Consider the following 20,550-nt stretch of genomic DNA (forward strand, 5'->3'; position numbering starts at 1 on the left):
GAATTCGACTGATGAAAAAAACTACTCTATTCCTGAGCGCTTTGGCGTTAAGTGTTGGATTGGCTGTGGCCCCTGTTTCATCGGCATTTGCCGCAGAAACGGCGTCTTCCAGTACCACTCAAGTTCCAAGTCTGGCACCTATGCTGGAAAAGGTGATGCCTTCCGTTGTTAGCGTAAACGTTGAGGGTAGCGCACCAACTAAAACGCCACGCATGGGCCAGCAATTCCAGCAATTCTTTGGTCAAAACTCGCCGCTGTGTCAGGACGGCTCGCCGTTCCAAGGCTCTCCGGTCTGTCAGGGCGGCCAAGGGGATGACGACTCTCAGCCAGCGCCTGAAGCGCAGAAACAAGAGTTCCGCGCACTGGGGTCAGGTGTGATCATCGACGCCGATAAAGGCTATGTGGTCACCAACAACCACGTGGTGGATAACGCCACCAAAATCAGCGTTCAGCTCAACGATGGCCGTAAATTTGAGGCGAAAGTGATCGGTAAAGATCCGCGCTCAGATATCGCAGTGATTCAGCTGATTGATGCCAAAAACCTGACCGCGATTAAAATTGCTGACTCCGAGCAGCTGCGCGTGGGTGACTACACCGTCGCCATCGGTAACCCATATGGTCTGGGCGAAACCGCGACTTCGGGCATCGTTTCCGCACTTGGCCGTAGTGGTTTGAACATCGAAAATTACGAAAACTTTATCCAGACCGACGCTGCCATTAACCGTGGTAACTCAGGCGGCGCTCTGGTGAACCTTAACGGTGAACTGATTGGTCTGAACACCGCGATCCTTGCGCCAGACGGCGGCAACATCGGTATCGGTTTTGCTATCCCAAGTAACATGGTGAAAAACCTGACCAAGCAGATGATCGAATTCGGTCAAGTGAAGCGTGGCGAATTGGGCATCATGGGGACCGAGCTGAACTCTGAACTGGCGAAAGCCATGAAGGTCGACGCCCAGCGCGGTGCCTTTATCAGCCAAGTTATGCCGAAGTCTGCCGCTGAAAAAGCCGGTATCAAGGCGGGTGACGTGATCCTGAGCATGAACGGCAAACCAATCAGCAGCTTCGCCTCCTTCCGCGCTGACATCGGCACCCTGCCAATCGGCACCAAAGTGACGCTGGGCCTGCTGCGTGACGGCAAGCCGGTCAATGTTGAAGTGACTATTGAACAGAGCACGCAAACCGCCAAAGTTGACTCCGGTAATATCTTCACCGGTATTGAAGGGGCTGAGCTGAGCAATGGTCAGGTTGGCGATCAGAAAGGCGTGAAAGTCGATGCCGTGAAGCCGGGCAGTAAAGCAGCACGCATCGGCCTGAAAAAGGATGACGTGATTCTGGGCGTTAACCAGCAGAAAGTCGGCAATTTGGGCGAGCTGCGTAAAATCCTCGACAGCAAACCTTCCGTGCTGGCGCTGGATATTCAACGCGGTGACACTTCAATCTACCTGTTAGCGCAATAATCACGCGCTGATAAATCAGTCTATAAAGGCACGCTTCGGCGTGCCTTTTTTATTGGCGGCGGTGCAACGATGAAAGTTGGCGGAGTTCTGCGCGACGTCTCGCATTTCGCCGACATGAACCTGCCCATCGCCCGACGAATAAGTATGCTGGCAGCCAAGGGAAAACACGCAGGAGAGCGCAGGGACATGGCGGCATATTTATTCGATCAACCTTTGGCGCAGCAAATCGTTGATCGCACAATGAAAATCATTGATAGCAACGTCAACGTGATGGACAGCCGGGGAAGGATTATCGGCAGCGGCGACGCCGAGCGCCTTGGCGAACTGCATGAAGGCGCGCTGCTGGCGATTTCCCAGCAACGCATAGTGGACATTGATAACGAAGTGACGCGCCATCTGCACGGCGTTCGTCCCGGCGTTAACCTGCCGCTGCGGGTTGACGGACAGATTGTCGGCGCCATTGGGCTGAGTGGTGACCCGACGCGGCTGCGGCAATATGGCGAGCTGGTCTGTATGACGGCGGAAATGATGCTCGAGCAGGCGCGCTTGCTCAATATGCTGGCGCACGACAGCCGCATTCGCGAAGAGCTGGTGCTGAATTTGATTCGTGCCGAGCAGCCCCCTGAGGCGTTAGCGAAGTGGGCGCAGCGGTTGGGCATCGACTTGCACCAGCCGCGCGTTGCCGTGGTGGTGGCGGTAGACGGCGGGCAGCTTGGCGTCGAGCAGGCTATGGCAGAGCTGCAACAGTTACAGGTTTTGCTCTCAACCCCGGAGCAGGACAATCTGATTGCCAGAGTTTCTCTAACCGAAATTGTGGTACTCAAACCCGCACTCGGTGCGGCCAAACGCTGGGACCCACAGGCTCAGCGTCAGCGGATAGACGCCCTGCTGTTACACATGCAGCAAAACAGTGACCTGCGAATTCGCGTTGCGCTCGGCAACTATTTCACCGGGCCGGGCAGTATCGCGCGGTCCTACCTCACGGCCAAAACCACCCTGGCGGTGGGGAAGCGGCGCGCGCCGGAGCAGCGCAGCTACTGCTATCAGGACCTGATGCTGCCAGTGCTGCTAGACGGTTTGCGCGACGGCTGGCAGGCTGATGAACTGGCTCTGCCGATGGCCCGCCTGAATGCCGAAGATAGCAGTGGCCTGCTGCGCCGCACGTTAAACCTCTGGTTTGCTCATAACGTTCAGCCCATCGTCACGGCTAAAGCTCTGTTTATTCATCGCAATACTCTCGAAAATCGTCTAAACCGCATCTCTGGCCTGACCGGGCTGAACTTGTCGAATTTTGATGACCGCCTGCTGCTGTATATCGCCCTGCAACTCGATAACACGGCCTAAACCTGCATAACGGGATAGGCCTCACAGAGCATTGTGCAAATGCCAGACGAAAGAGGCGAACTTCGCCGTCGGCTTTGGGCTTCTGTCCACTGCCAGCGGGAAGGCCGTTTTTTATAATGGCTATCTTCTTGATACTCAACGAGGCTCGCAGCATGAAAATTGGATTTATTGGTTTAGGGATAATGGGCAAGCCCATGAGTAGAAATCTGCTCAAGGCGGGTTATCAACTGGTGGTATTGGACCACAATCATGAGACGACGCAGCAGCTGGTGAAAGCCGGAGCCACCAGCGCCGTGACGCCAAAAGCCGTGGCCGAGCAGAGCGACATTGTTATCACCATGCTGCCGAACTCTCCACAGGTAAAAGAGGTGGCGCTGGGTGAAAATGGCGTCATCGAAGGTGCGCGTGCCGGGCTGGTGTTTATCGACATGAGCTCTATCGCGCCGCTCGCCAGCCGGGAAATCAGCCAGGCGCTGGCGGAAAAGCAGGTCGCGATGCTTGATGCGCCGGTGTCCGGCGGTGAGCCAAAGGCCGTAGACGGCACGCTGTCGGTGATGGTTGGCGGCGATAAAGCCGTGTTCGAAAAATGCTATGAACTGATGAAAGCCATGGCTGCCTCGGTGGTGCATACCGGTGACATAGGCGCAGGTAATGTCACTAAGTTGGCGAATCAGGTGATCGTGGCGTTGAATATCGCCGCCATGTCCGAAGCGCTGGTGTTAGCCACCAAGGCGGGCGTCGAGCCGGAGCTGGTTTTTCAGGCCATTCGCGGCGGGTTGGCGGGAAGTACGGTGTTAGAAGCTAAAGCGCTAATGGTGATGGATAGAAACTTCAAGCCTGGGTTTCGTATTGATTTGCATATCAAAGACTTGGCTAACGCGCTGGACACTTCACACAGCATTGGCGCGCAGTTGCCACTCACAGCTCAGGTGATGGAAATGCTGCAAGCTTTGAAAGCCGATGGGTTGGGGCAGTCTGACCACAGCGCAATTGCACGCTATTATGAAAGCTTAGCGAAGGTAGAAGTGACCCGGTAGTTAACCGAGAAAGCGGCGCTAAACTGGCGCCGTTTGCTTGTGTGACTAGATACATTCATCAACAGGACGCTTTTCTCGAGCGGCGCGTGTCGTGCATGAAGATAGTTATCGCACCTGATTCATTTAAAGAAAGCTTATCGGCGCTGGAGGTAGCGAAAGCCATTGAAAGCGGTTTTCGGGAAATTTTCCCCGACGCCCAATACGTCAAATTGCCGGTCGCCGACGGCGGCGAAGGCACGGTGGAAGCCATGGTGGCCGCGACTCATGGCAAAGTGGTGAAAGTCAAAGTGACCGGCCCATTGGGAGAGCCGATTGAGGCATTCTTTGGCCTGTCTGGCGATAGTAACGTCGCCTTTATCGAAATGGCGGCGGCCAGTGGCTTAGAAAGCGTGCCGCAGGCGAAACGCAACCCGCTGAAAACCACCTCTTTCGGTACCGGCGAGCTGATTCGCCATGCTCTGGACCATGGTGTCAAACATTGCATCATCGGCATTGGCGGCAGTGCCACCAACGACGGCGGCGCGGGCATGGTGCAGGCGCTGGGAGGGAAGCTGTTGGATACGCAAGGCCAGCAGATTGGTCAGGGCGGCGGCGCGCTGGAGCAGCTTAGCAGTATTGATATCAGCGAACTGGACCCCAGAATCAAAGATTGCCGATTCGAAGTGGCCTGTGACGTGACCAATCCGCTGACGGGAAAAAATGGCGCATCGGCGATTTTCGGCCCGCAAAAAGGGGCGACGCCAGAAATGGTCATGCAGCTTGATGGCTATCTTGCTCACTTCGCCAAGCTGATTAAACAGAGCCTTGATATCGACGTAGACAGCCTGCCGGGGGCGGGTGCCGCCGGAGGTATGGGGGCCGGGCTGCACGCCTTTTGCGGGGCGCAGTTACGTCAGGGGATTGAGATTGTTACCGAAGCGCTGGGGCTAGAGGCGTTAGTGAAAGACGCCACGCTGGTGATCACCGGCGAAGGGCGCATTGATAGCCAAAGTATCAATGGCAAGGTGCCAATCGGCGTCGCGCGGGTGGCGAAACGCTATAACAAGCCGGTCATTGGTATCGGCGGCAGCCTGACCAAAGATGTAGATGTGGTTTTCGACCATGGCTTGGATGCGGTGTTTAGCGTGCTTTCTTCTATCTGTACCTTGGAAGACGCGCTGGCGAATGCCGCCGAAAACCTACACAACACGGCGCGCAATATCGCCGCCACCATCAAGCTGGCGCAGACGCTGCCTGAATGAGTGCCCGCCAGCCAGCCCCTGAATTGGCACCTGATAACTCGGCGTGCCGATTTTTGGGCTTTACCCCAGACCTGCGCGTGCGCTAGGTTTGCACTATTGATTCGCAGATAACGCCAAACGAGAGCCATCATGTCCGAGCCTGACTTCTCCCAGCCGTATGATTTTTCAGAACTCTATGATTTATCTTCGCTTTATGACTTCTCCTCCCAGCCGGTGAATACCCAAACCAAAGGCTTAGGCACCTTGCCGGATGAACCGCAGATGGCGGACATCGGCCAGCAGGGTTGGAATATTCTGCGAGAAGAGGTCAGCCTGCCGGTGGCGGTGCTGTTGGATGAGCGCATAGAGCATAATTTGGCGTGGATGAGCGAGTTCATTAGCCGCTACCACCTCAAGCTGGCGCCGCATGGCAAAACCACCATGAGCCCCGAGCTTTTCCAGTTACAGCTTGATAGCGGCGCGTGGGGCATTACGCTGGCGACGGCACCGCAGGTCAATGTGGCGTTTCAGCACGGCGTGCGCCGGGTCATCATGGCTAATCAGCTGGTCGGCAAAGCCAATATGGCCGTGATCGCCGGGCTGTTGGCACAGGACAGCGAGTTTGATTTCACCTGTATTGTGGATTCGGCGGCCAACGTCGACGCCCTCGGCGAGTATTTTACTTCTCGCCAGCAGACGCTGCGGGTGCTGTTGGAATATGGTCTGGCCGGCGGGCGCACCGGCGTGCGCAACGCCGAGCAGGAGCTGGAGGTGTTAGAGGCTATCCAGCGCTGGCCGCGGGCTATTTCGCTGGTGGGGGTAGAAATTTACGAAGGGGTGATTAATGAAGAAGCGCCCATTCGCGCTTTCCTGCAACACGTGATGCAACGCACCGAGGCTCTGGCGCAGAACGGTGCCTTTGCCGAGCCTACGGTGATTCTCACCGGCGCGGGTTCTGCATGGTTTGACGTGGTGGCCGAAGAGTTTAGGCGTGATAGCCAGTATCTGGACAGCCAGCAGCGTTTCACGCTTGACGTTATCCTGCGTTCAGGCTGCTACTTGACCCATGACGCCGGTATTTATCAGCAGGCTAATCAGCGAATTCAGGCCCAAAATCCGGTAGCGCGCCAGATGAACAGTAGCCTGCAACCCGCGCTACAGGTATGGGCTTACGTACAGTCACTGCCTGAGCCGGGCAGGGCGATCATCGGCCTGGGCCGTCGCGACGCCGGGCCGGATGCGGGTTTCCCGGTCGCTGCCGGGCATTTTCGCCCGCAAAGCAGCCATTCGGCAGGCTACACTACGGTTGTGCCGGTAGATAAGTCATGGGAAATCATCAAGATGATGGACCAACACGCCTTTATGACCGTGCCCGCAGGGGCCGATATTCAGGTCGGCGACATGCTGATTTTCGACATTTCCCACCCTTGCCTGACCTTCGACAGATGGCGTCAGCTGCTGCGAGTGAATGAACAGTGGGACGTGACCGGCGCGGTAACTACCTGGTTCTAACAAGTTTGAAACCTAAAAGCCCGACGCTGGCAGACAGTCGTCGGGCTTTTTTGTTTCTTCAGTTTGCTACAGCAGTAGTATCAGCGGGCGGTTAATTGCCCTGCGGCGGTTTGCGCTTTCTCCGCTTCTAACTGCGCGGCCTGATGCTCTTCTTTATACTTCAACTTGTCCCAGGCGCGGAAGAACGGATAGTAAATCACCAGCGAAATCCCCAAATTCACCACCTGAATCACTGTGCCAGAAATATGCCCGCCGGTGGCCAGATAGCCACTGATGAAGATGGGTGTCGTGAACGGTAGCGCAATCCCTACCGGCGGCGTCACCAGCCCAGTAGCCATTGCGGTATAGGTGACAATCACCAGAATCACCGGGGTCAGAATAAACGGAATGGCGAAGTACGGGTTCATCACCAGCGGAATACCAAACACCATCGGCTCGCTAATATTAAACAGGCAGCCCGGCGCGGCAATTTTCCCCAGCTGTTTCATCTGCGCGCTGCGGGCGCGCAGCAGCATGAAGATCACCAGTCCCAGCAAGGCTCCGGTGCCCCCCGGCGCTATCCATAAGTCGTAAAACTGCTGAGTAATAATGTGCGGGATCGGCTGGCCGTTCTGGAAGGCCGTCAGGTTTTCGGACATGTTAGACAGCCACACCGGCTGAATAAACACCAGCACGATGGCATCGCCGTGCAGCCCTACCATCCACAGCAAACCTATCAATATCACCGAGAAAATCATCCCCGGCAGCGTGCCGCCAATATGGTGCATCGGGATGCCGATAAGGGTGGCAATCATATTGTTGATGTTGCCAAACGGCGTCGCTTCAACCCCCAAACGCAGGGCCAGCACCACCGCCATGACGGCAAAGCCCGGGATCAGCGCCAAAAAGGATTTCGCCACCGCCGGTGGCACGCCCGCAGGCATGTTGATCACCAGATTGCGGTCGTGGACGAAACGATAGATTTCAGTCGAAAGAATCGCGATGACAATAGCTACAAACAGCCCCTGACTGCCGATGAAATTCATTGGCAACACGCCTTTGACGATCTGTTCAGTCGCGCCATTCAGTGGCTGGAAAAGGGTGTTTTGCGGAATGGTCAGAATGAACGCCACCAGCGAGACGGCGCCGGTGGTCAGCGGGTCCAGCGTTTTGTATTTCTCCGCCAGTCGGTAGGCGATGCCGAAGCTGGAGATAATCGCCATGATGTCGTAGGTCGCTTTCACCGGATAAAGCAGCTTTTCACGCCAAGCCGCGCCAAACACGTCGCCCATCATGTTGGCGTAACTTGGGATTGGCAGGTACGCAAAAATCAGGAAGAACGAGCCAATCAGCATAAATGGCATGTTCAAAATAATGCCGTCGCGCACCGACAGGACGTGCTTTTGCGAGGCTATCTTCAAAGCAAAAGGCAAAACATAACGTTCGAGCAGGACATTCGGTTTAGACACTACACACCCCCGAGCGGATTATTTCCGCATTATTATTTGTTAATGGCTATTTTTGTCAGTGCTTGGCTAATTAAAACGATGTATTGCGTGAGGTCAGGCTAGCAATGGCTGGCCTGAAATGTGTTTACCCGAGTTGCAGGTGCTGGCGGTAAACGGCGGTAAAGCTCAATCATATCAATGGCTAAATCCTGAATGACCATCGCATTCATCAGGTGGTCCTGCGCGTGGACAGTGATCAGATTGACCGGGATTTTGCCGCAGCCTTCATCCAGACCGATAAGCTCAGTTTGCATGCCGTGGGCTAAAGATACGGCCTGACGCGAGTCGCCCATGGCCTGCTCTGCGGCAGGGAAGTCACCACGGCGGGCGTGTTGTAACGCCATCATGGCATGGCTACGGGCGCTTCCTGCGTGAACCAACAACTCCATGATTGTGTTTTCCAGATCCATGCGTTTTTCCTCTACTTAAATCAGAGACAGTCATCGGTGGGATTGTCTGGTTTCAGGTCTCGTCGTCAGGAAGACAGACTACGATTTGCGCCTCATAAATAAAAAGAGAGCGCTCTCATTTTTGAATCAAAAAAAATCAGCTCGCGCAAAAATACCGACTTCAGCCCAGAAATAGAGTGACGGAAAACTGCGCAACTGATGAGTAGAGTTAAACCAAAGTGATCGGGAGTTGTAAATACCTCCCGACCATAGGATTTTTATATGAGGAATAAATAACGCTTAATTTCAGTGAGTTAGTGTGGTCGCGAACAGAAACTATTTTCCGTAAGTGAGATCTCAAGCAAATGTTGGTGCCGCATAATTTACCGTTTCAGGTGCAGCTGCGCTTCGCGGGTCACATTTTCAATTTCGTCCAGCAGCTCGAACCATTCCGGCTCCAGGTCGCTCGCCGGGATGTTTTTACGCAGTTGCTGTTCAAGGTAAAAACAGAGCTGTTTCAAACGCGGCACGCCGCTGTAACTACAGCTGCCGTGCAGCTTATGGATTAGCGACAGAATATCTTCGTCCGGCTCACCCTGCGCCACGGCGTTCACCCGCTCAGTGACCTGCGGGAGAAAATCGACCAGCATTTGCAGCAGATCGCGCGCCAAATCCTCTTTGTTAGCAGACTGGCGCAGGGCCAGTTGCCAATCCAGCGTGCTCATCGGCATGCTGCCGCTCTGCTGATTCAGCGGGGATTCCTGCGGCGTCTGGTGGGAGTAATGGCGCGCCAGCACGCGTTTTAGCATGCTCTCATCAATAGGCTTCGCCAGATAATCGTCCATGCCCACTTTGAGCAGCTGTTCACGCTCGCCACTCAGCGAGTGGGCGGTGACGGCGACAATAGGCGTTTTTGCGTGGTGCGGCATCTGGTGAATGATTTCACTGGCGCGAATACCATCGATGTTTGGCATCTGAATATCCATCAGGATGATATCCAAATCGTTATTACGTGCCATGTCGATGGCTTCTTCGCCGCTATGGCAGAGCAGGGTGGTTTCCACCAATTCTTCCAGCAGAGTCCCAATCAGCTTGAGGTTCGCCGGGTTGTCATCCACCGCCATGGCCGTCAGGGGCAGGCGGTCAGAACGCGCGCCGTCCACGTTCAGGAGTGGCGGGGAATAAGGCGTTGCAAGCAGCAGCGGCAGCAGGCGAATACTGGATATAGGCTTGATTAAACAGGCTCGTACCCCACGATTTTTAAGGGACTCAGCATCAACCTGGAATTCGCTCGGCAGTGCTAACATCAGCCTGTCAGTCATCTTTAACACTTTCTGCAGGCGCTCGTCGTAGTCAGAAAGTTGGTGGTCGAGTTTCACCGGAATGCTGCACAGCATCAGGTCGTAATAAGGGTCCGGCAGTGCTTGAATGGTCGTGCGATGCACCACGTCGAGCGGCGTAGATTGCAAGATTTCCAGCGTGGCTTTCGCCGCCGCTGGGTTGGCTTCCACATAGGCCAGGCGCTTACCTTCCAGACAGGACATGGAAAGCGGCGTGATGTGTCGGTTGTCATTCAACTCAAGGGTGATGTGGAACCAGAAGGTCGAACCGCGATTAATTTGGCTGTAGAAGCTGATGTCGCCGCCCATCTCCTTGACCAGCCGCTGAGTGATAACCAGCCCCAGCCCGGTGCCGCCGTGGCGACGGGAAATACTGGCATCGGCCTGACGGAATGCCTGGAAGAGCTGCGACTGTTGGCGCTCAGATATTCCGATCCCTGTGTCATGAATTTGTACTTCCAGCTCCACTTGCAAATTGTTCTGCGAGCGAACTTCCACATTGATATCAATGTTGCCATTTTCGGTGAACTTGATGGCATTACCGAGTAAATTAGTGACAACTTGCTGCAAGCGCATCGGGTCGCCAAGGACACTTTCCGGCACGTTATTGTGCACATTGAGCGTCAGCTCTAGCCCTTTTTCATGGGCAGTGTGTGCCAGCAATACCACCACTTCATCCAGCATTTCACGCAGGGAGAACGGGATATGCTCCAACACCAGTTTGCCGGCTTCCAGTTTCGAGAAGTCGAGCACGTCGTTAATAATTGTCAGCAGGTTATTGGCAGAACGTTCAATGGTTTGCAGGTAATCGGCCTGCGTCGGCGACAGCGGCGTTTTCAGGGTCTGGCGAGTGAAGCCAATCACCCCGTTGAGCGGGGTACGCAGCTCGTGGGACATATTGGCGAGGAACTCGGACTTAATACGGGCAGCTTCCTGCGCACGCTTTTTCGCCAGATCCAGTTCCACGTTTTGGATCTCCATCTGCTCCAGCGTCTCTCGCAGATCCGAGGTGGCCTGATCGATGTTCTGTTGCACCTCTTCATGGTAGGCAGTCAACGACATGGCCATCGAGTTTATGCCGTTTTTCAGCATGCTGAGCTCACCCAGCATGTTGCCTTCGACGCGGCTATCGAGCTGGCCGCGACGAATACGGTCAACAGTATTGACCATGTTGCGAATTGGGCCAGTCACGTCGCGCATCAGGCGGTAAGCGAACAGCGTGGCGATACCCAGACAGAGCAGCAGCAACATGGTGGAGACAAAGGCCTCCTGATACTGCTGTAGGCGAACAGAGCTGAGATCCAGATCAATAGCGATGTAGCCGAGAGTGCGCGCAGGCGAGGTGTGGAAGGCGTCGTCATCCGCCGCCGTGTGGTTTTCCGCCAAAATCGGCGTGCGCAAAATCAGTGAGTCTCCCATGCGTTTTTGGGTGAGTTCGCGCGGAATATCGCTAACTGAAGCCACCTGCAACTTGTTGCCTTCGCGCAACGAGTTTGAGGTAGCAAAGAGTTTGTTTTGCCCGTCGAACACGCTGATGGCGCGAACAATCTCTGAATGGTTGCGATGCAGGCGGCTGATTAAACGCGTTACTGGCTCTCGCTCTCGGAAGGTCATGCCATATTCACTGGCGACGGCCAAAGGCTCAATAATGCTGGATCCGGAGTCCGTTAATTGCTTCTGCAACTCGTTATAACGATGCACCACAAAGAAGGTGCTGAGCAGCAGACCAATCATCAAAGTCGGTGCCAGAATTAAAATCATCATCCGTGCGCGAAGGCTATATTTGGTCATGAGGTTCCAATGTGGGAGAATCAGCAGCTGAAAGACCTTAATTGACTCAGCGTGCAATCAACAATAATGGCCCAATTCTACTCTCCGAATCGTCGCGTGACGACCCGGCAAACAATAACTGTGACTGCCACCGACCTTGATGCATTTGGTCAGGGTGTGGCGCGCCACAATGGTAAGGCGATATTTATCAGCGGCTTGCTGCCCGGCGAACAGGCCGAGGTGACGCTCACCGAGGATAAACGCCAGTATGCCAAAGGGCGTGTAAAACGCCTGCTGACCACCAGCGAACAGCGCGTGAAACCGGCCTGCCCACATTTCACTACCTGCGGCGGCTGTCAGCAGCAACATGCCAGTGAAGTATTACAGCAACAGAGCAAATCTGCGGCCTTATTACGCCTTATTTCACGCGAAACTGGGGTAGAAGCGCAACCTCAGCCGGTGATCGCTGGCCCGCAATATGGCTATCGTCGTCGCGCGCGACTGGGTTTACAGATTGCCGGAAGTGGGAAAGGCGGCGGGAAAGGCAAAAATAAAATGGCGTCTTCCTCATCTTCTTCTACGCTGGTGATGGGTTTTCGTCAGGAAGGCTCGAATGATCTGGTGGGGATAAATCGCTGTCCGGTGCTGCGCTCTGAGCTGGAACGTCTGTTGGTGCCTTTGCAACACTGTCTTTCTCACCTCTCCGCGGCCCAACGTTTGGGGCATGTTGAACTGGTGCTGGCCGAAAATGGTCCATTAATCGTGTTGCGCCATCTCGATCCGCTGAAAGAGCAAGACCGCGCCAGCCTGTTGGCCTTCGGCGCTGAACATGGCGTGGCCTTATGGCTGGCGGCAGAAAGCGACAGTTTAGCGCTGCTGTGCGGCGAGCCGCCGTTCTATCAAATTGATGGCCTGACGCTGAAATTCAGCCCGCGTGATTTCATTCAGGTGAATGATGACGTCAACCAGCAAATGGTGGCACAGGCGATTGAATGGCTAGATCTCAATTCCGACGATCGCCTATTGGATTTATTCTGCGGCGTGGGTAATTTCACCCTGCCTTTAGCCAAGCGTGTAAAGCACGTCACTGGCGTAGAAGGTGTTGCCACGTTGGTGGCGAATGGGCAAGATAATGCCATTCGAAATAATTTGAACAATGCTGAATTCTTCCATGAAAATCTGGAAGAGGATGTCAGCCAGCAACCTTGGGCGGCACAGGGCTTTAATAAAGTGCTGCTGGACCCTGCAAGGGCCGGTGCTGCTGGCGTTATGACACATATTATTAAGCTGAACCCGCAGCGCGTGGTGTATGTCTCATGCAACCCCACGACTTTGGCGCGGGACAGCAAAATTTTGTTGGAGGCGGGTTATCGCTTAGCTCAGGTTCGCATGCTGGATATGTTCCCGCACACTGGGCATCTTGAGTCGATGGCTCTGTTTATCAACCCGTCTGTCGCCTGAATGGCAGCAGAAATGTAGGGAGAGGGTATGGTTGCGGTAAGAAGTGCACATTTGAACACGGCAGGCGAGTTTGCGCTCGACGACTGGATAACCAGTTTAGGCCTTTCTAGCCAGCAGTCATGTGAGCGTTTAGCCGAAACCTGGCGCTACTGCGAACAACAGACACAAGGCCATCCGGATGCCTCGCTGCTTTTATGGCGCGGGCTGGAGATGGTCGAGATCCTCTCTACCCTGAGCATGGACAACGACAGTATGCGCGCCGCGCTGCTGTTCCCCCTGGTTGATGTTGGCATTATCGATGAAGACACGCTGACCCAGCAGTTTGGCAAAAGCATCACCGATCTGGTGCATGGCGTGCGCGATATGGACGCCATCCGCCAGCTAAAAGCCACGCAAAACGACTCCATGGCCTCCGAGCAGGTGGATAACGTTCGCCGCATGCTGCTGGCGATGGTGGAAGATTTCCGCTGCGTGGTGCTCAAGCTTGCCGAACGTATCGCTCACCTGCGCGAAGTGAAAGACGCGCCGGAAGAAGAGCGCGTGTTGGCGGCGAAAGAGTGTACCAACATCTATGCCCCGCTGGCTAACCGTCTGGGCATCGGCCAGTTAAAATGGGAGCTGGAGGATTTCTGCTTCCGTTACCTGCATCCTGACGAATACAAAAGAATCGCCAAACTGCTGCACGAGCGTCGCATCGATCGTGAGCAGTATATTGACGATTTTGTCTCCACCGTGCGCGGTGCGATGGCCGAAGAGGGCATCAAAGTTGATGTCTATGGTCGTCCGAAACACATCTACAGCATCTGGCGTAAGATGCAGAAAAAAGCGCTGTCATTTGACGAGCTGTTTGACGTCCGCGCGGTGCGTATCGTGGTCGAGCGCCTGCAAGATTGCTACGCGGCGCTGGGTATTGTTCACACCCATTTCCGCCATCTGCCTGACGAGTTTGATGACTACGTCGCTAACCCGAAACCTAACGGCTATCAGTCCATTCATACCGTGGTTCTCGGGCCACGAGGCAAAACCCTTGAAGTGCAAATCCGTACCCGCCAGATGCACGAAGATGCCGAACTGGGCGTGGCCGCGCACTGGAAATACAAAGAGGGTACTGCCGTGGCCGGTGGCCGCAGCGGTGGCTACGAAGGCCGCATTGCATGGCTGCGTAAACTGATTGCGTGGCAGGAAGAGATGGCCGATTCGGGCGAAATGCTCGATGAAGTGCGCAGTCAGGTGTTCGACGATCGCGTCTACGTGTTTACCCCGAAAGGCGACGTCATTGACTTGCCGATGGGCTCCACGCCGCTCGACTTCGCCTACCACATCCACAGCGATGTCGGTCACCGCTGTATTGGGGCTAAGATTGGCGGGCGCATCGTGCCGTTCACCTATCAGCTGCAAATGGGCGATCAGATTGAGATCATCACCCAGAAGCACCCGAACCCAAGCCGCGACTGGCTGAATCCGAACCTCGGCTATGTCACCACCAGCCGTGGGCGGTCGAAGATCCACAACTGGTTCCGCAAGCAGGATCGCGACAAAAACATTATTGCCGGCAAACAGATCCTCGATGACGAGCTGGACAGGCTGGATATCAGCATCAAAGATGCCGAGAAACTGCTGCTGCCGCGCTACAACGTCAACTCGCTGGATGAAGTGCTGGCGGCCATCGGTAACGGCGATATTCGCCTGAACCAGATGGTTAACTTCCTGCAATCTCAGTTGAAAAAGCCGAGTGCGGAAGAGTTAGACAAAGAGGCGCTGCGCCAGTTGACGCAGAAAACCTCTGCGCCGCCGCCGCGCAGCACTGGCAAGGACAATGGTCGCGTGGTGGTGGAAGGCGTGGGTAATCTGATGCACCACATCGCGCGCTGCTGCCAGCCGATTCCGGGCGATGAGATTGTGGGTTATATCACTCAGGGTCGTGGGATTTCGATTCACCGCGCCGACTGTGACCAGTTGGAAGACCTGCGCCAGAATGCGCCGGAGCGCGTGGTTGACGCCGTGTGGGGCGAAAGTTATTCCAGCGGTTACTCGCTGGTGGTCCGCGTGGTCGCCAATGACCGCAGCGGCCTGCTGCGCGACATCACCACCATTCTTGCCAACGAGAAGGTTAACGTGCTCGGCGTTGCCAGCCGTAGCGACACCAAGCAGCAGCTGGCGACTATCGATATGGACATCGAAATCTACAACCCGCAGGTGCTGGGGCGCGTAATAGCCAAGCTCAACCAACTGCCGGATGTGATTGACGCCAAGCGCCTTCACGGCAACTAAGCATTGTGATTTTACTGGCCCGCTTGTCGGGCCTTTATTTTTACGGCTGGCGCTCAGACGCCCGCCGCTCAATAAGAAACGGACAGCCCGCCATGACAGAATCAGCCCTGCAACGTTTGCTCACCATCATGAAAACCCTGCGCGACCCGATTGCCGGATGCCCTTGGGACAAGGAGCAGACCTTTGAAACTATCGCGCCTTACACTTTAGAAGAGGCTTACGAAGTGCTCGACGCTATCGCTCGTAAGGACTACGACGACGTGCGCGACGAGCTGGGTGACTTACTCTTTCAGGTGGTGTTTTATGCCCAAATGGGCAGCGAGCAGGGGCTGTTTGCCTTCGACGATATCTGCAATGCCATCTCCGACAAGCTCGAGCGCCGTCATCCTCACGTTTTCGCTAATGCCGGCAGCCCGCAAAAGGAGAAGAGCAGTCAGGATGTGTTAGCGAAATGGGAAGCGCGCAAGTCGCTGGAAAGGGCCGAGAAGTCGCTGCATTCCGCGCTCGATGATATTCCACAGGCTTTGCCTGCCCTGATGCGGGCGCACAAAATCCAGAAGCGCTGCGCCAATGTCGGCTTCGACTGGACCACCCTCGGCCCGGTGCTGGACAAAGTCTACGAAGAGATAGACGAAGTGATGCACGAAGCGCAACAGGCGGTTATCGATGAAGAGAAGCTGGGCGAGGAGATTGGCGACCTGCTGTTTGCTACCGTGAACCTGTCGCGCCATCTGGGACATAAGGCCGAAGATGCATTACAGGCCGCCAACCGTAAGTTTGAGCGCCGCTTCCGTCAGGTTGAACAGATTATTCGTGAGCAAGGCTTAACCATGGAGGGCGCAACCTTGGATCAAATGGAAGAGGCGTGGCAGCAAGTGAAGCAAGGCGAGGCGCACTGACGTCCGCTCGGACTTTGATCGGCGACAATATCTGTCAGTGCTGAAACGGTTAAGCTCAAACTTAGTCAACCAAGTATTGTTTGGCCTGAGAGAGCAAAGTCCAACAAATTGAAATCTAAGAGATTTTATTGGGCTACGGCAGCAAGTTAGCGAATCACAATGGTTAACTTGTTGTTTTTAAAAGAATCAGAGGCAGGGGCTTGAAGAGTTAACTCTTCTGAACTGAGGCGAAGAAAACGATGATAAACAGCAAAACCTTTATTTGTGGCGCGCACAAGGTTCCGGTATACTGTTTTCCCGTCTTGGTTATTCCATCGTCTTTAAACCTAACCTCTCAGGTTCAGCATGACAACTAATTATATTTTTGTGACCGGCGGGGTCGTATCCTCTCTGGGTAAAGGCATTGCCGCAGCCTCTCTGGCGGCTATTCTCGAAGCCCGTGGCCTCAACGTGACCATCATGAAACTGGACCCGTATATCAACGTGGATCCGGGCACCATGAGCCCAACTCAGCACGGCGAAGTGTTCGTCACCGAAGACGGCGCTGAAACGGATCTCGATTTAGGTCACTACGAGCGCTTCATCCGCACCAAAATGACTCGTCGCAACAACTTCACTACGGGCCGCATCTACTCTGACGTACTGCGCAAAGAACGCCGTGGCGACTATTTGGGCGCGACTATTCAAGTTATCCCACACATCACCAACAACATTAAAGAACGTATCATCGAAGGTGGCGAAGGCCATGATGTGGTTCTGGTTGAAATTGGCGGTACCGTTGGCGATATCGAATCTCTGCCATTCCTGGAAGCTATTCGCCAGATGGCGGTAGAAGTCGGCCGTGAGCACACGCTGTACATGCACCTGACTCTGGTTCCGTACATGGCAGCCGCCGGCGAAGTGAAAACCAAACCAACCCAGCACTCTGTTAAAGAACTGCTGTCGATTGGTATTCAGCCAGACGTGCTGATCTGCCGTTCAGACCGTGCCGTACCGGCCAACGAACGCGCGAAAATCGCCTTGTTCTGTAACGTGCCAGAAAAAGCGGTTATTTCACTTAAAGACGTTGATTCCATTTATAAAATCCCAGCCCTATTGAAATCTCAGGGTCTGGACGACTATATTTGTAAACGATTCAGCTTGACCCCGCCTGAAGCTAACCTGTCCGAATGGGAGCAGGTAGTGTATGAAGAAGCGAACCCAGGTGGCGAAGTGACCATCGGGATGGTGGGTAAATACGTTGAGCTGCCAGATGCTTATAAGTCTGTTATCGAAGCGCTCAAGCACGGCGGGCTGAAAAATCGTCTGACCGTCAACATCAAACTTATCGACTCACAAGATGTCGAAACGCGTGGTGTAGAAATTCTGAAAGGGTTGGACGCTATCCTGATCCCTGGTGGCTTCGGTTACCGTGGTGTGGAAGGGAAAGTGATGACCGCCCAGTATGCGCGCGAAAACAACATCCCTTACCTGGGTATTTGTTTAGGTATGCAGGTCGCGTTGATGGAGTTTGCCCGCCACGTTGTTGGCATGGAAAACGCCAACTCAACCGAATTTGTGCCAGACTGTAAGTTCCCGGTTGTGGCATTGATTACCGAATGGCGTGATGAGAACGGCAATGTAGAAGTCCGTTCTGAAGAGAGTGATTTAGGCGGCACCATGCGTGTCGGTGGGCAACAATGCCACCTGACTGACGGTAGCCTGGTTCGCGAGATGTACGGCGAGCCGACGATTGTAGAACGTCATCGTCACCGTTACGAAGTAAACAACATGCTGCTCAAACAGATCGAAGCCGCGGGTTTACGCGTTGCAGGACGCTCTGGCGACAAGCAACTGGTGGAAATTATCGAGCTGCCAAACCACCCATGGTTTGTGGCTTGCCAGTTCCACCCGGAATTTACGTCAACGCCGCGTGATGGTCATCCGTTGTTTGCAGGCTTTGTTAAAGCTGCCGGTGAGTATCAGAAGCGTCAGGTAAAATAAATATAGGAGAAACAGCGTGCCATTTGGCACGTTGTTTGTCTGAAGCTTTAGTTAACTTGTACTGAGGAAATCCTAATGTCCAAAATCGTTAAAGTGATCGGTCGTGAAATCATCGACTCCCGTGGTAACCCTACTGTAGAAGCTGAAGTTCATCTGGAAGGCGGTTTCGTAGGTTTGGCAGCGGCTCCATCAGGCGCATCTACTGGTTCTCGTGAAGCGCTGGAACTGCGTGACGGTGATAAATCACGTTACCTGGGCAAAGGCGTTACTAAAGCCGTTGCTGCAGTAAATGGCCCAATCGCTGACGCTGTTAAAGGCAAAGACGCGAAAGACCAGGCAAACATCGACAAGATCATGATCGATCTCGACGGTACTGAGAACAAATCTAAGTTCGGTGCTAACGCGATTCTGGCTGTTTCCCTTGCTGCGGCTAAAGCTGCTGCTGCCTCTAAAGGCATGCCGCTGTACGCGCACATCGCTGAACTGAACGGCACCCCAGGCAAATACTCTATGCCTCTGCCAATGATGAACATCATCAACGGTGGCGAGCATGCTGATAACAACGTTGATATCCAAGAGTTCATGATCCAGCCTGTTGGCGCGAAAACCCTGAAAGAAGCCATCCGTATGGGTTCTGAAGTTTTCCACACTCTGGCTAAAGTTCTGAAATCTAAAGGCATGGGTACTGCTGTTGGTGACGAAGGTGGCTACGCGCCAAACCTGGGTTCTAACGCTGAAGCTCTGGCTGTTATCGCTGAAGCTGTTAAACAGGCGGGCTACGAGCTGGGCAAAGACATCACTCTGGCGATGGACTGTGCTGCGTCTGAATTCTACAAAGACGGCAAATACGTTCTGGCTGGCGAAGGCAACAAAGCTTTCACTTCTGAAGAGTTCACTCACTTCCTGGAAGACCTGACTAAACAGTACCCAATCGTTTCTATCGAAGACGGTTTGGACGAGTCTGATTGGGATGGCTTTGCTTACCAGACTAAAGTTCTGGGCGACAAAATCCAGTTGGTTGGTGACGATCTGTTCGTAACTAACACCAAGATCCTGAAAGAAGGTATCGAAAAAGGTATCGCTAACTCCATCTTGATCAAATTCAACCAGATCGGTTCTCTGACCGAAACTCTGGCAGCGATCAAAATGGCGAAAGATGCTGGCTATACTGCAGTCATCTCTCACCGTTCAGGCGAAACTGAAGACGCTACCATCGCTGACCTGGCTGTTGGTACTGCTGCAGGCCAGATCAAAACGGGCTCTATGAGCCGTTCTGACCGTGTTGCTAAATACAACCAGCTGATTCGTATCGAAGAAGCGCTGGGTGATGCAGCACCGTTCAACGGTCTGAAAGAAGTTAAAGGCCAGTAATTACTGCGCTTTATAACACTTTCCTAAAAACCCGCTTCGGCGGGTTTTTTTATGCCTAAAACAGATGAAATCTCGCCATGCAGAATGCTAGAGCAAGAGAGAAAGCGTCGCGCTGGCGCTTTGTTGGCTGGCTTGAAGGTAATCAGGAGAGAGGGTTAGCAGCTGATTTATCAGCAGTTCTACCAGCAGCATTCCGCCGATTTTCGAGGTCAGCAAACCCGCCGTCAAAGGCCCTTCAGGTTTAGCGGCCACCAGCAAAGTATCAGCCAGAGAAGAGAGCGGGCTGCGTAGCGTGTTGCTGATACCAATCACTTTGGTGCCCTGGCGCTTAGCCAGTTCAGCGGCATGGAGCACGTCTTTGGTAGAACCGGAGCTGGAAATCACGACCACAATGTCTTGTTTATCCAAACTCACCGCATTCATTGCCGCGCGATGCATATCGGAGAAGCATTGCGATGCTTTGCCTAAGCGCAGCAGCTTGTAGCCCAAATAATCCGCCACGATCGCGCTGGCAGCCACGCCATAAATTTGTACGGATCGGGCGTTATGAATGTCTAACGCGGTATCAACCAGAGTTTGCCGATCGAGTAATTTCCCCGTATCTCGCAGCGCGGTAATGCTGTCGTCAATGACCAACTGCACTTCATCATCCCCGTCAGTGGCCTGACGAGCTTGGCTTTGGCGAGTTTCCAGAGCAAGACCCATCTTGAATTCTGTAAAGCCTTTACAACCTAGCTGGCGGCAAAGTCGGGTGACGCTGGCCTCGCTGGTATCACTCTCGCGCGCCAATTCGGTAATGGTCAGATAAAGCACTCTTTCTGGTTGCTCGAGCACAAAGTTGCCGAGCTTATGCAGTGTCGGGCTGTAATTCTCCAACCCTTGGCGCAATCGCAGTAATAGCGTGCCCGTTTCCATGGTCTGACTCACTCGGCTCTCCTCTGATTAATTGACCTCTCTAGTTTGGCTGATGTGACGCAGTTAACGCCAGAAGAATTCCATATGGATA

General features: G+C 54.2%; 14 protein-coding genes. 10 read left to right on the top strand and 4 right to left on the bottom strand.

Annotation, left to right across the window (positions count from 1 at the left end; translation table 11 throughout):
* The first annotated feature begins 11 nt into the window (after positions 1-11).
* The 5 genes from degP to ACT3RR_RS14135 all read left to right on the top strand — a co-directional run bounded on the left by degP (position 12) and on the right by ACT3RR_RS14135 (position 6,573).
* Positions 12-1,460, top strand: coding sequence for a serine endoprotease DegP (gene degP, locus ACT3RR_RS14115; protein ID WP_353501043.1), 1,449 nt, complete (start codon positions 12-14; stop codon positions 1,458-1,460).
* Positions 1,461-1,646: 186 nt separating this feature from the next.
* On the top strand, positions 1,647-2,804 hold the full coding sequence (locus ACT3RR_RS14120; RefSeq protein WP_496200560.1) for a CdaR family transcriptional regulator: 1,158 nt from the start codon (positions 1,647-1,649) through the stop codon (positions 2,802-2,804).
* Between the two features lie 116 nt (positions 2,805-2,920).
* Positions 2,921-3,841 (top strand): 2-hydroxy-3-oxopropionate reductase, encoded by a 921-nt coding sequence (garR, locus tag ACT3RR_RS14125; RefSeq protein ID WP_496200541.1) that lies wholly within the window; start codon positions 2,921-2,923, stop codon positions 3,839-3,841.
* A gap of 95 nt (positions 3,842-3,936) precedes the next feature.
* Positions 3,937-5,082 (top strand): glycerate kinase, encoded by a 1,146-nt coding sequence (locus ACT3RR_RS14130; protein ID WP_496200542.1) that lies wholly within the window; start codon positions 3,937-3,939, stop codon positions 5,080-5,082.
* A gap of 129 nt (positions 5,083-5,211) precedes the next feature.
* Positions 5,212-6,573: an amino acid deaminase gene (locus ACT3RR_RS14135; protein ID WP_353501046.1), complete on the top strand. Its 1,362-nt coding sequence runs from the start codon at positions 5,212-5,214 to the stop codon at positions 6,571-6,573.
* A gap of 80 nt (positions 6,574-6,653) precedes the next feature.
* Here the strand turns inward: ACT3RR_RS14135 and celB are convergent, their stop codons facing one another.
* The 3 genes from celB to barA form a co-directional block, all read right to left on the bottom strand.
* Positions 6,654-8,003, bottom strand: a complete 1,350-nt coding sequence (celB, locus tag ACT3RR_RS14140; protein ID WP_437342019.1) for a PTS cellobiose transporter subunit IIC — start codon at positions 8,001-8,003, stop codon at positions 6,654-6,656.
* Positions 8,004-8,119: 116 nt separating this feature from the next.
* A complete protein-coding gene (locus ACT3RR_RS14145; RefSeq protein ID WP_353501048.1) occupies positions 8,120-8,470 on the bottom strand; it encodes a PTS lactose/cellobiose transporter subunit IIA in 351 nt (116 codons plus the stop codon).
* Positions 8,471-8,832: 362 nt separating this feature from the next.
* A complete protein-coding gene (gene barA, locus ACT3RR_RS14150) occupies positions 8,833-11,580 on the bottom strand; it encodes a two-component sensor histidine kinase BarA (protein WP_485903124.1) in 2,748 nt (915 codons plus the stop codon).
* Positions 11,581-11,646: 66 nt separating this feature from the next.
* Between barA and rlmD the strand changes: the two genes are divergently transcribed.
* From rlmD to eno, 5 genes are all read left to right on the top strand, one after another.
* Entirely contained in the window at positions 11,647-13,020 is a 1,374-nt protein-coding gene (gene rlmD, locus ACT3RR_RS14155) for a 23S rRNA (uracil(1939)-C(5))-methyltransferase RlmD (RefSeq protein WP_496200543.1), read from the top strand.
* A gap of 27 nt (positions 13,021-13,047) precedes the next feature.
* A complete protein-coding gene (gene relA, locus ACT3RR_RS14160; RefSeq protein ID WP_353501051.1) occupies positions 13,048-15,291 on the top strand; it encodes a GTP diphosphokinase in 2,244 nt (747 codons plus the stop codon).
* Between the two features lie 92 nt (positions 15,292-15,383).
* Positions 15,384-16,190 carry a nucleoside triphosphate pyrophosphohydrolase gene (mazG, locus tag ACT3RR_RS14165; protein WP_485903126.1) on the top strand — a complete coding sequence of 269 codons (807 nt, stop codon included), beginning with the start codon at positions 15,384-15,386 and terminating at the stop codon, positions 16,188-16,190.
* Positions 16,191-16,535: 345 nt separating this feature from the next.
* On the top strand, positions 16,536-18,173 hold the full coding sequence (gene pyrG / locus ACT3RR_RS14170; protein WP_034787426.1) for a glutamine hydrolyzing CTP synthase: 1,638 nt from the start codon (positions 16,536-16,538) through the stop codon (positions 18,171-18,173).
* A gap of 75 nt (positions 18,174-18,248) precedes the next feature.
* Positions 18,249-19,544 carry a phosphopyruvate hydratase gene (gene eno / locus ACT3RR_RS14175; protein WP_353501053.1) on the top strand — a complete coding sequence of 432 codons (1,296 nt, stop codon included), beginning with the start codon at positions 18,249-18,251 and terminating at the stop codon, positions 19,542-19,544.
* 87 nt (positions 19,545-19,631) lie between these two features.
* Here eno and ACT3RR_RS14180 read toward each other — a convergent pair whose 3' ends face one another.
* Positions 19,632-20,459: a MurR/RpiR family transcriptional regulator gene (locus tag ACT3RR_RS14180; protein ID WP_353503902.1), complete on the bottom strand. Its 828-nt coding sequence runs from the start codon at positions 20,457-20,459 to the stop codon at positions 19,632-19,634.
* Positions 20,460-20,550: the final 91 nt, after the last annotated feature.

The sequence above is a fragment of the Ewingella sp. AOP8-B2-18 genome (assembly GCF_052376015.1).
GTDB lineage: Bacteria > Pseudomonadota > Gammaproteobacteria > Enterobacterales > Enterobacteriaceae > Ewingella > Ewingella allii.

Bases quoted from the DNA above. Each gene is read 5' to 3' on its own strand.
- eno (WP_353501053.1), top strand. From the start codon at position 18,249: ATGTCCAAAATCGTTAAAGTGATCGGTCGTGAAATCATCGACTCCCGT.
- ACT3RR_RS14180 (WP_353503902.1), bottom strand. From the start codon at position 20,459: ATGGAAACGGGCACGCTATTACTGCGATTGCGCCAAGGGTTGGAGAAT.
- rlmD (WP_496200543.1), top strand. From the start codon at position 11,647: ATGGCCCAATTCTACTCTCCGAATCGTCGCGTGACGACCCGGCAAACA.
- barA (WP_485903124.1), bottom strand. From the start codon at position 11,580: ATGACCAAATATAGCCTTCGCGCACGGATGATGATTTTAATTCTGGCA.
- garR (WP_496200541.1), top strand. From the start codon at position 2,921: ATGGCTATCTTCTTGATACTCAACGAGGCTCGCAGCATGAAAATTGGA.
- ACT3RR_RS14120 (WP_496200560.1), top strand. From the start codon at position 1,647: ATGGCGGCATATTTATTCGATCAACCTTTGGCGCAGCAAATCGTTGAT.
- ACT3RR_RS14145 (WP_353501048.1), bottom strand. From the start codon at position 8,470: ATGGATCTGGAAAACACAATCATGGAGTTGTTGGTTCACGCAGGAAGC.
- pyrG (WP_034787426.1), top strand. From the start codon at position 16,536: ATGACAACTAATTATATTTTTGTGACCGGCGGGGTCGTATCCTCTCTG.
- mazG (WP_485903126.1), top strand. From the start codon at position 15,384: ATGACAGAATCAGCCCTGCAACGTTTGCTCACCATCATGAAAACCCTG.
- ACT3RR_RS14130 (WP_496200542.1), top strand. From the start codon at position 3,937: ATGAAGATAGTTATCGCACCTGATTCATTTAAAGAAAGCTTATCGGCG.
- ACT3RR_RS14135 (WP_353501046.1), top strand. From the start codon at position 5,212: ATGTCCGAGCCTGACTTCTCCCAGCCGTATGATTTTTCAGAACTCTAT.
- relA (WP_353501051.1), top strand. From the start codon at position 13,048: ATGGTTGCGGTAAGAAGTGCACATTTGAACACGGCAGGCGAGTTTGCG.
- degP (WP_353501043.1), top strand. From the start codon at position 12: ATGAAAAAAACTACTCTATTCCTGAGCGCTTTGGCGTTAAGTGTTGGA.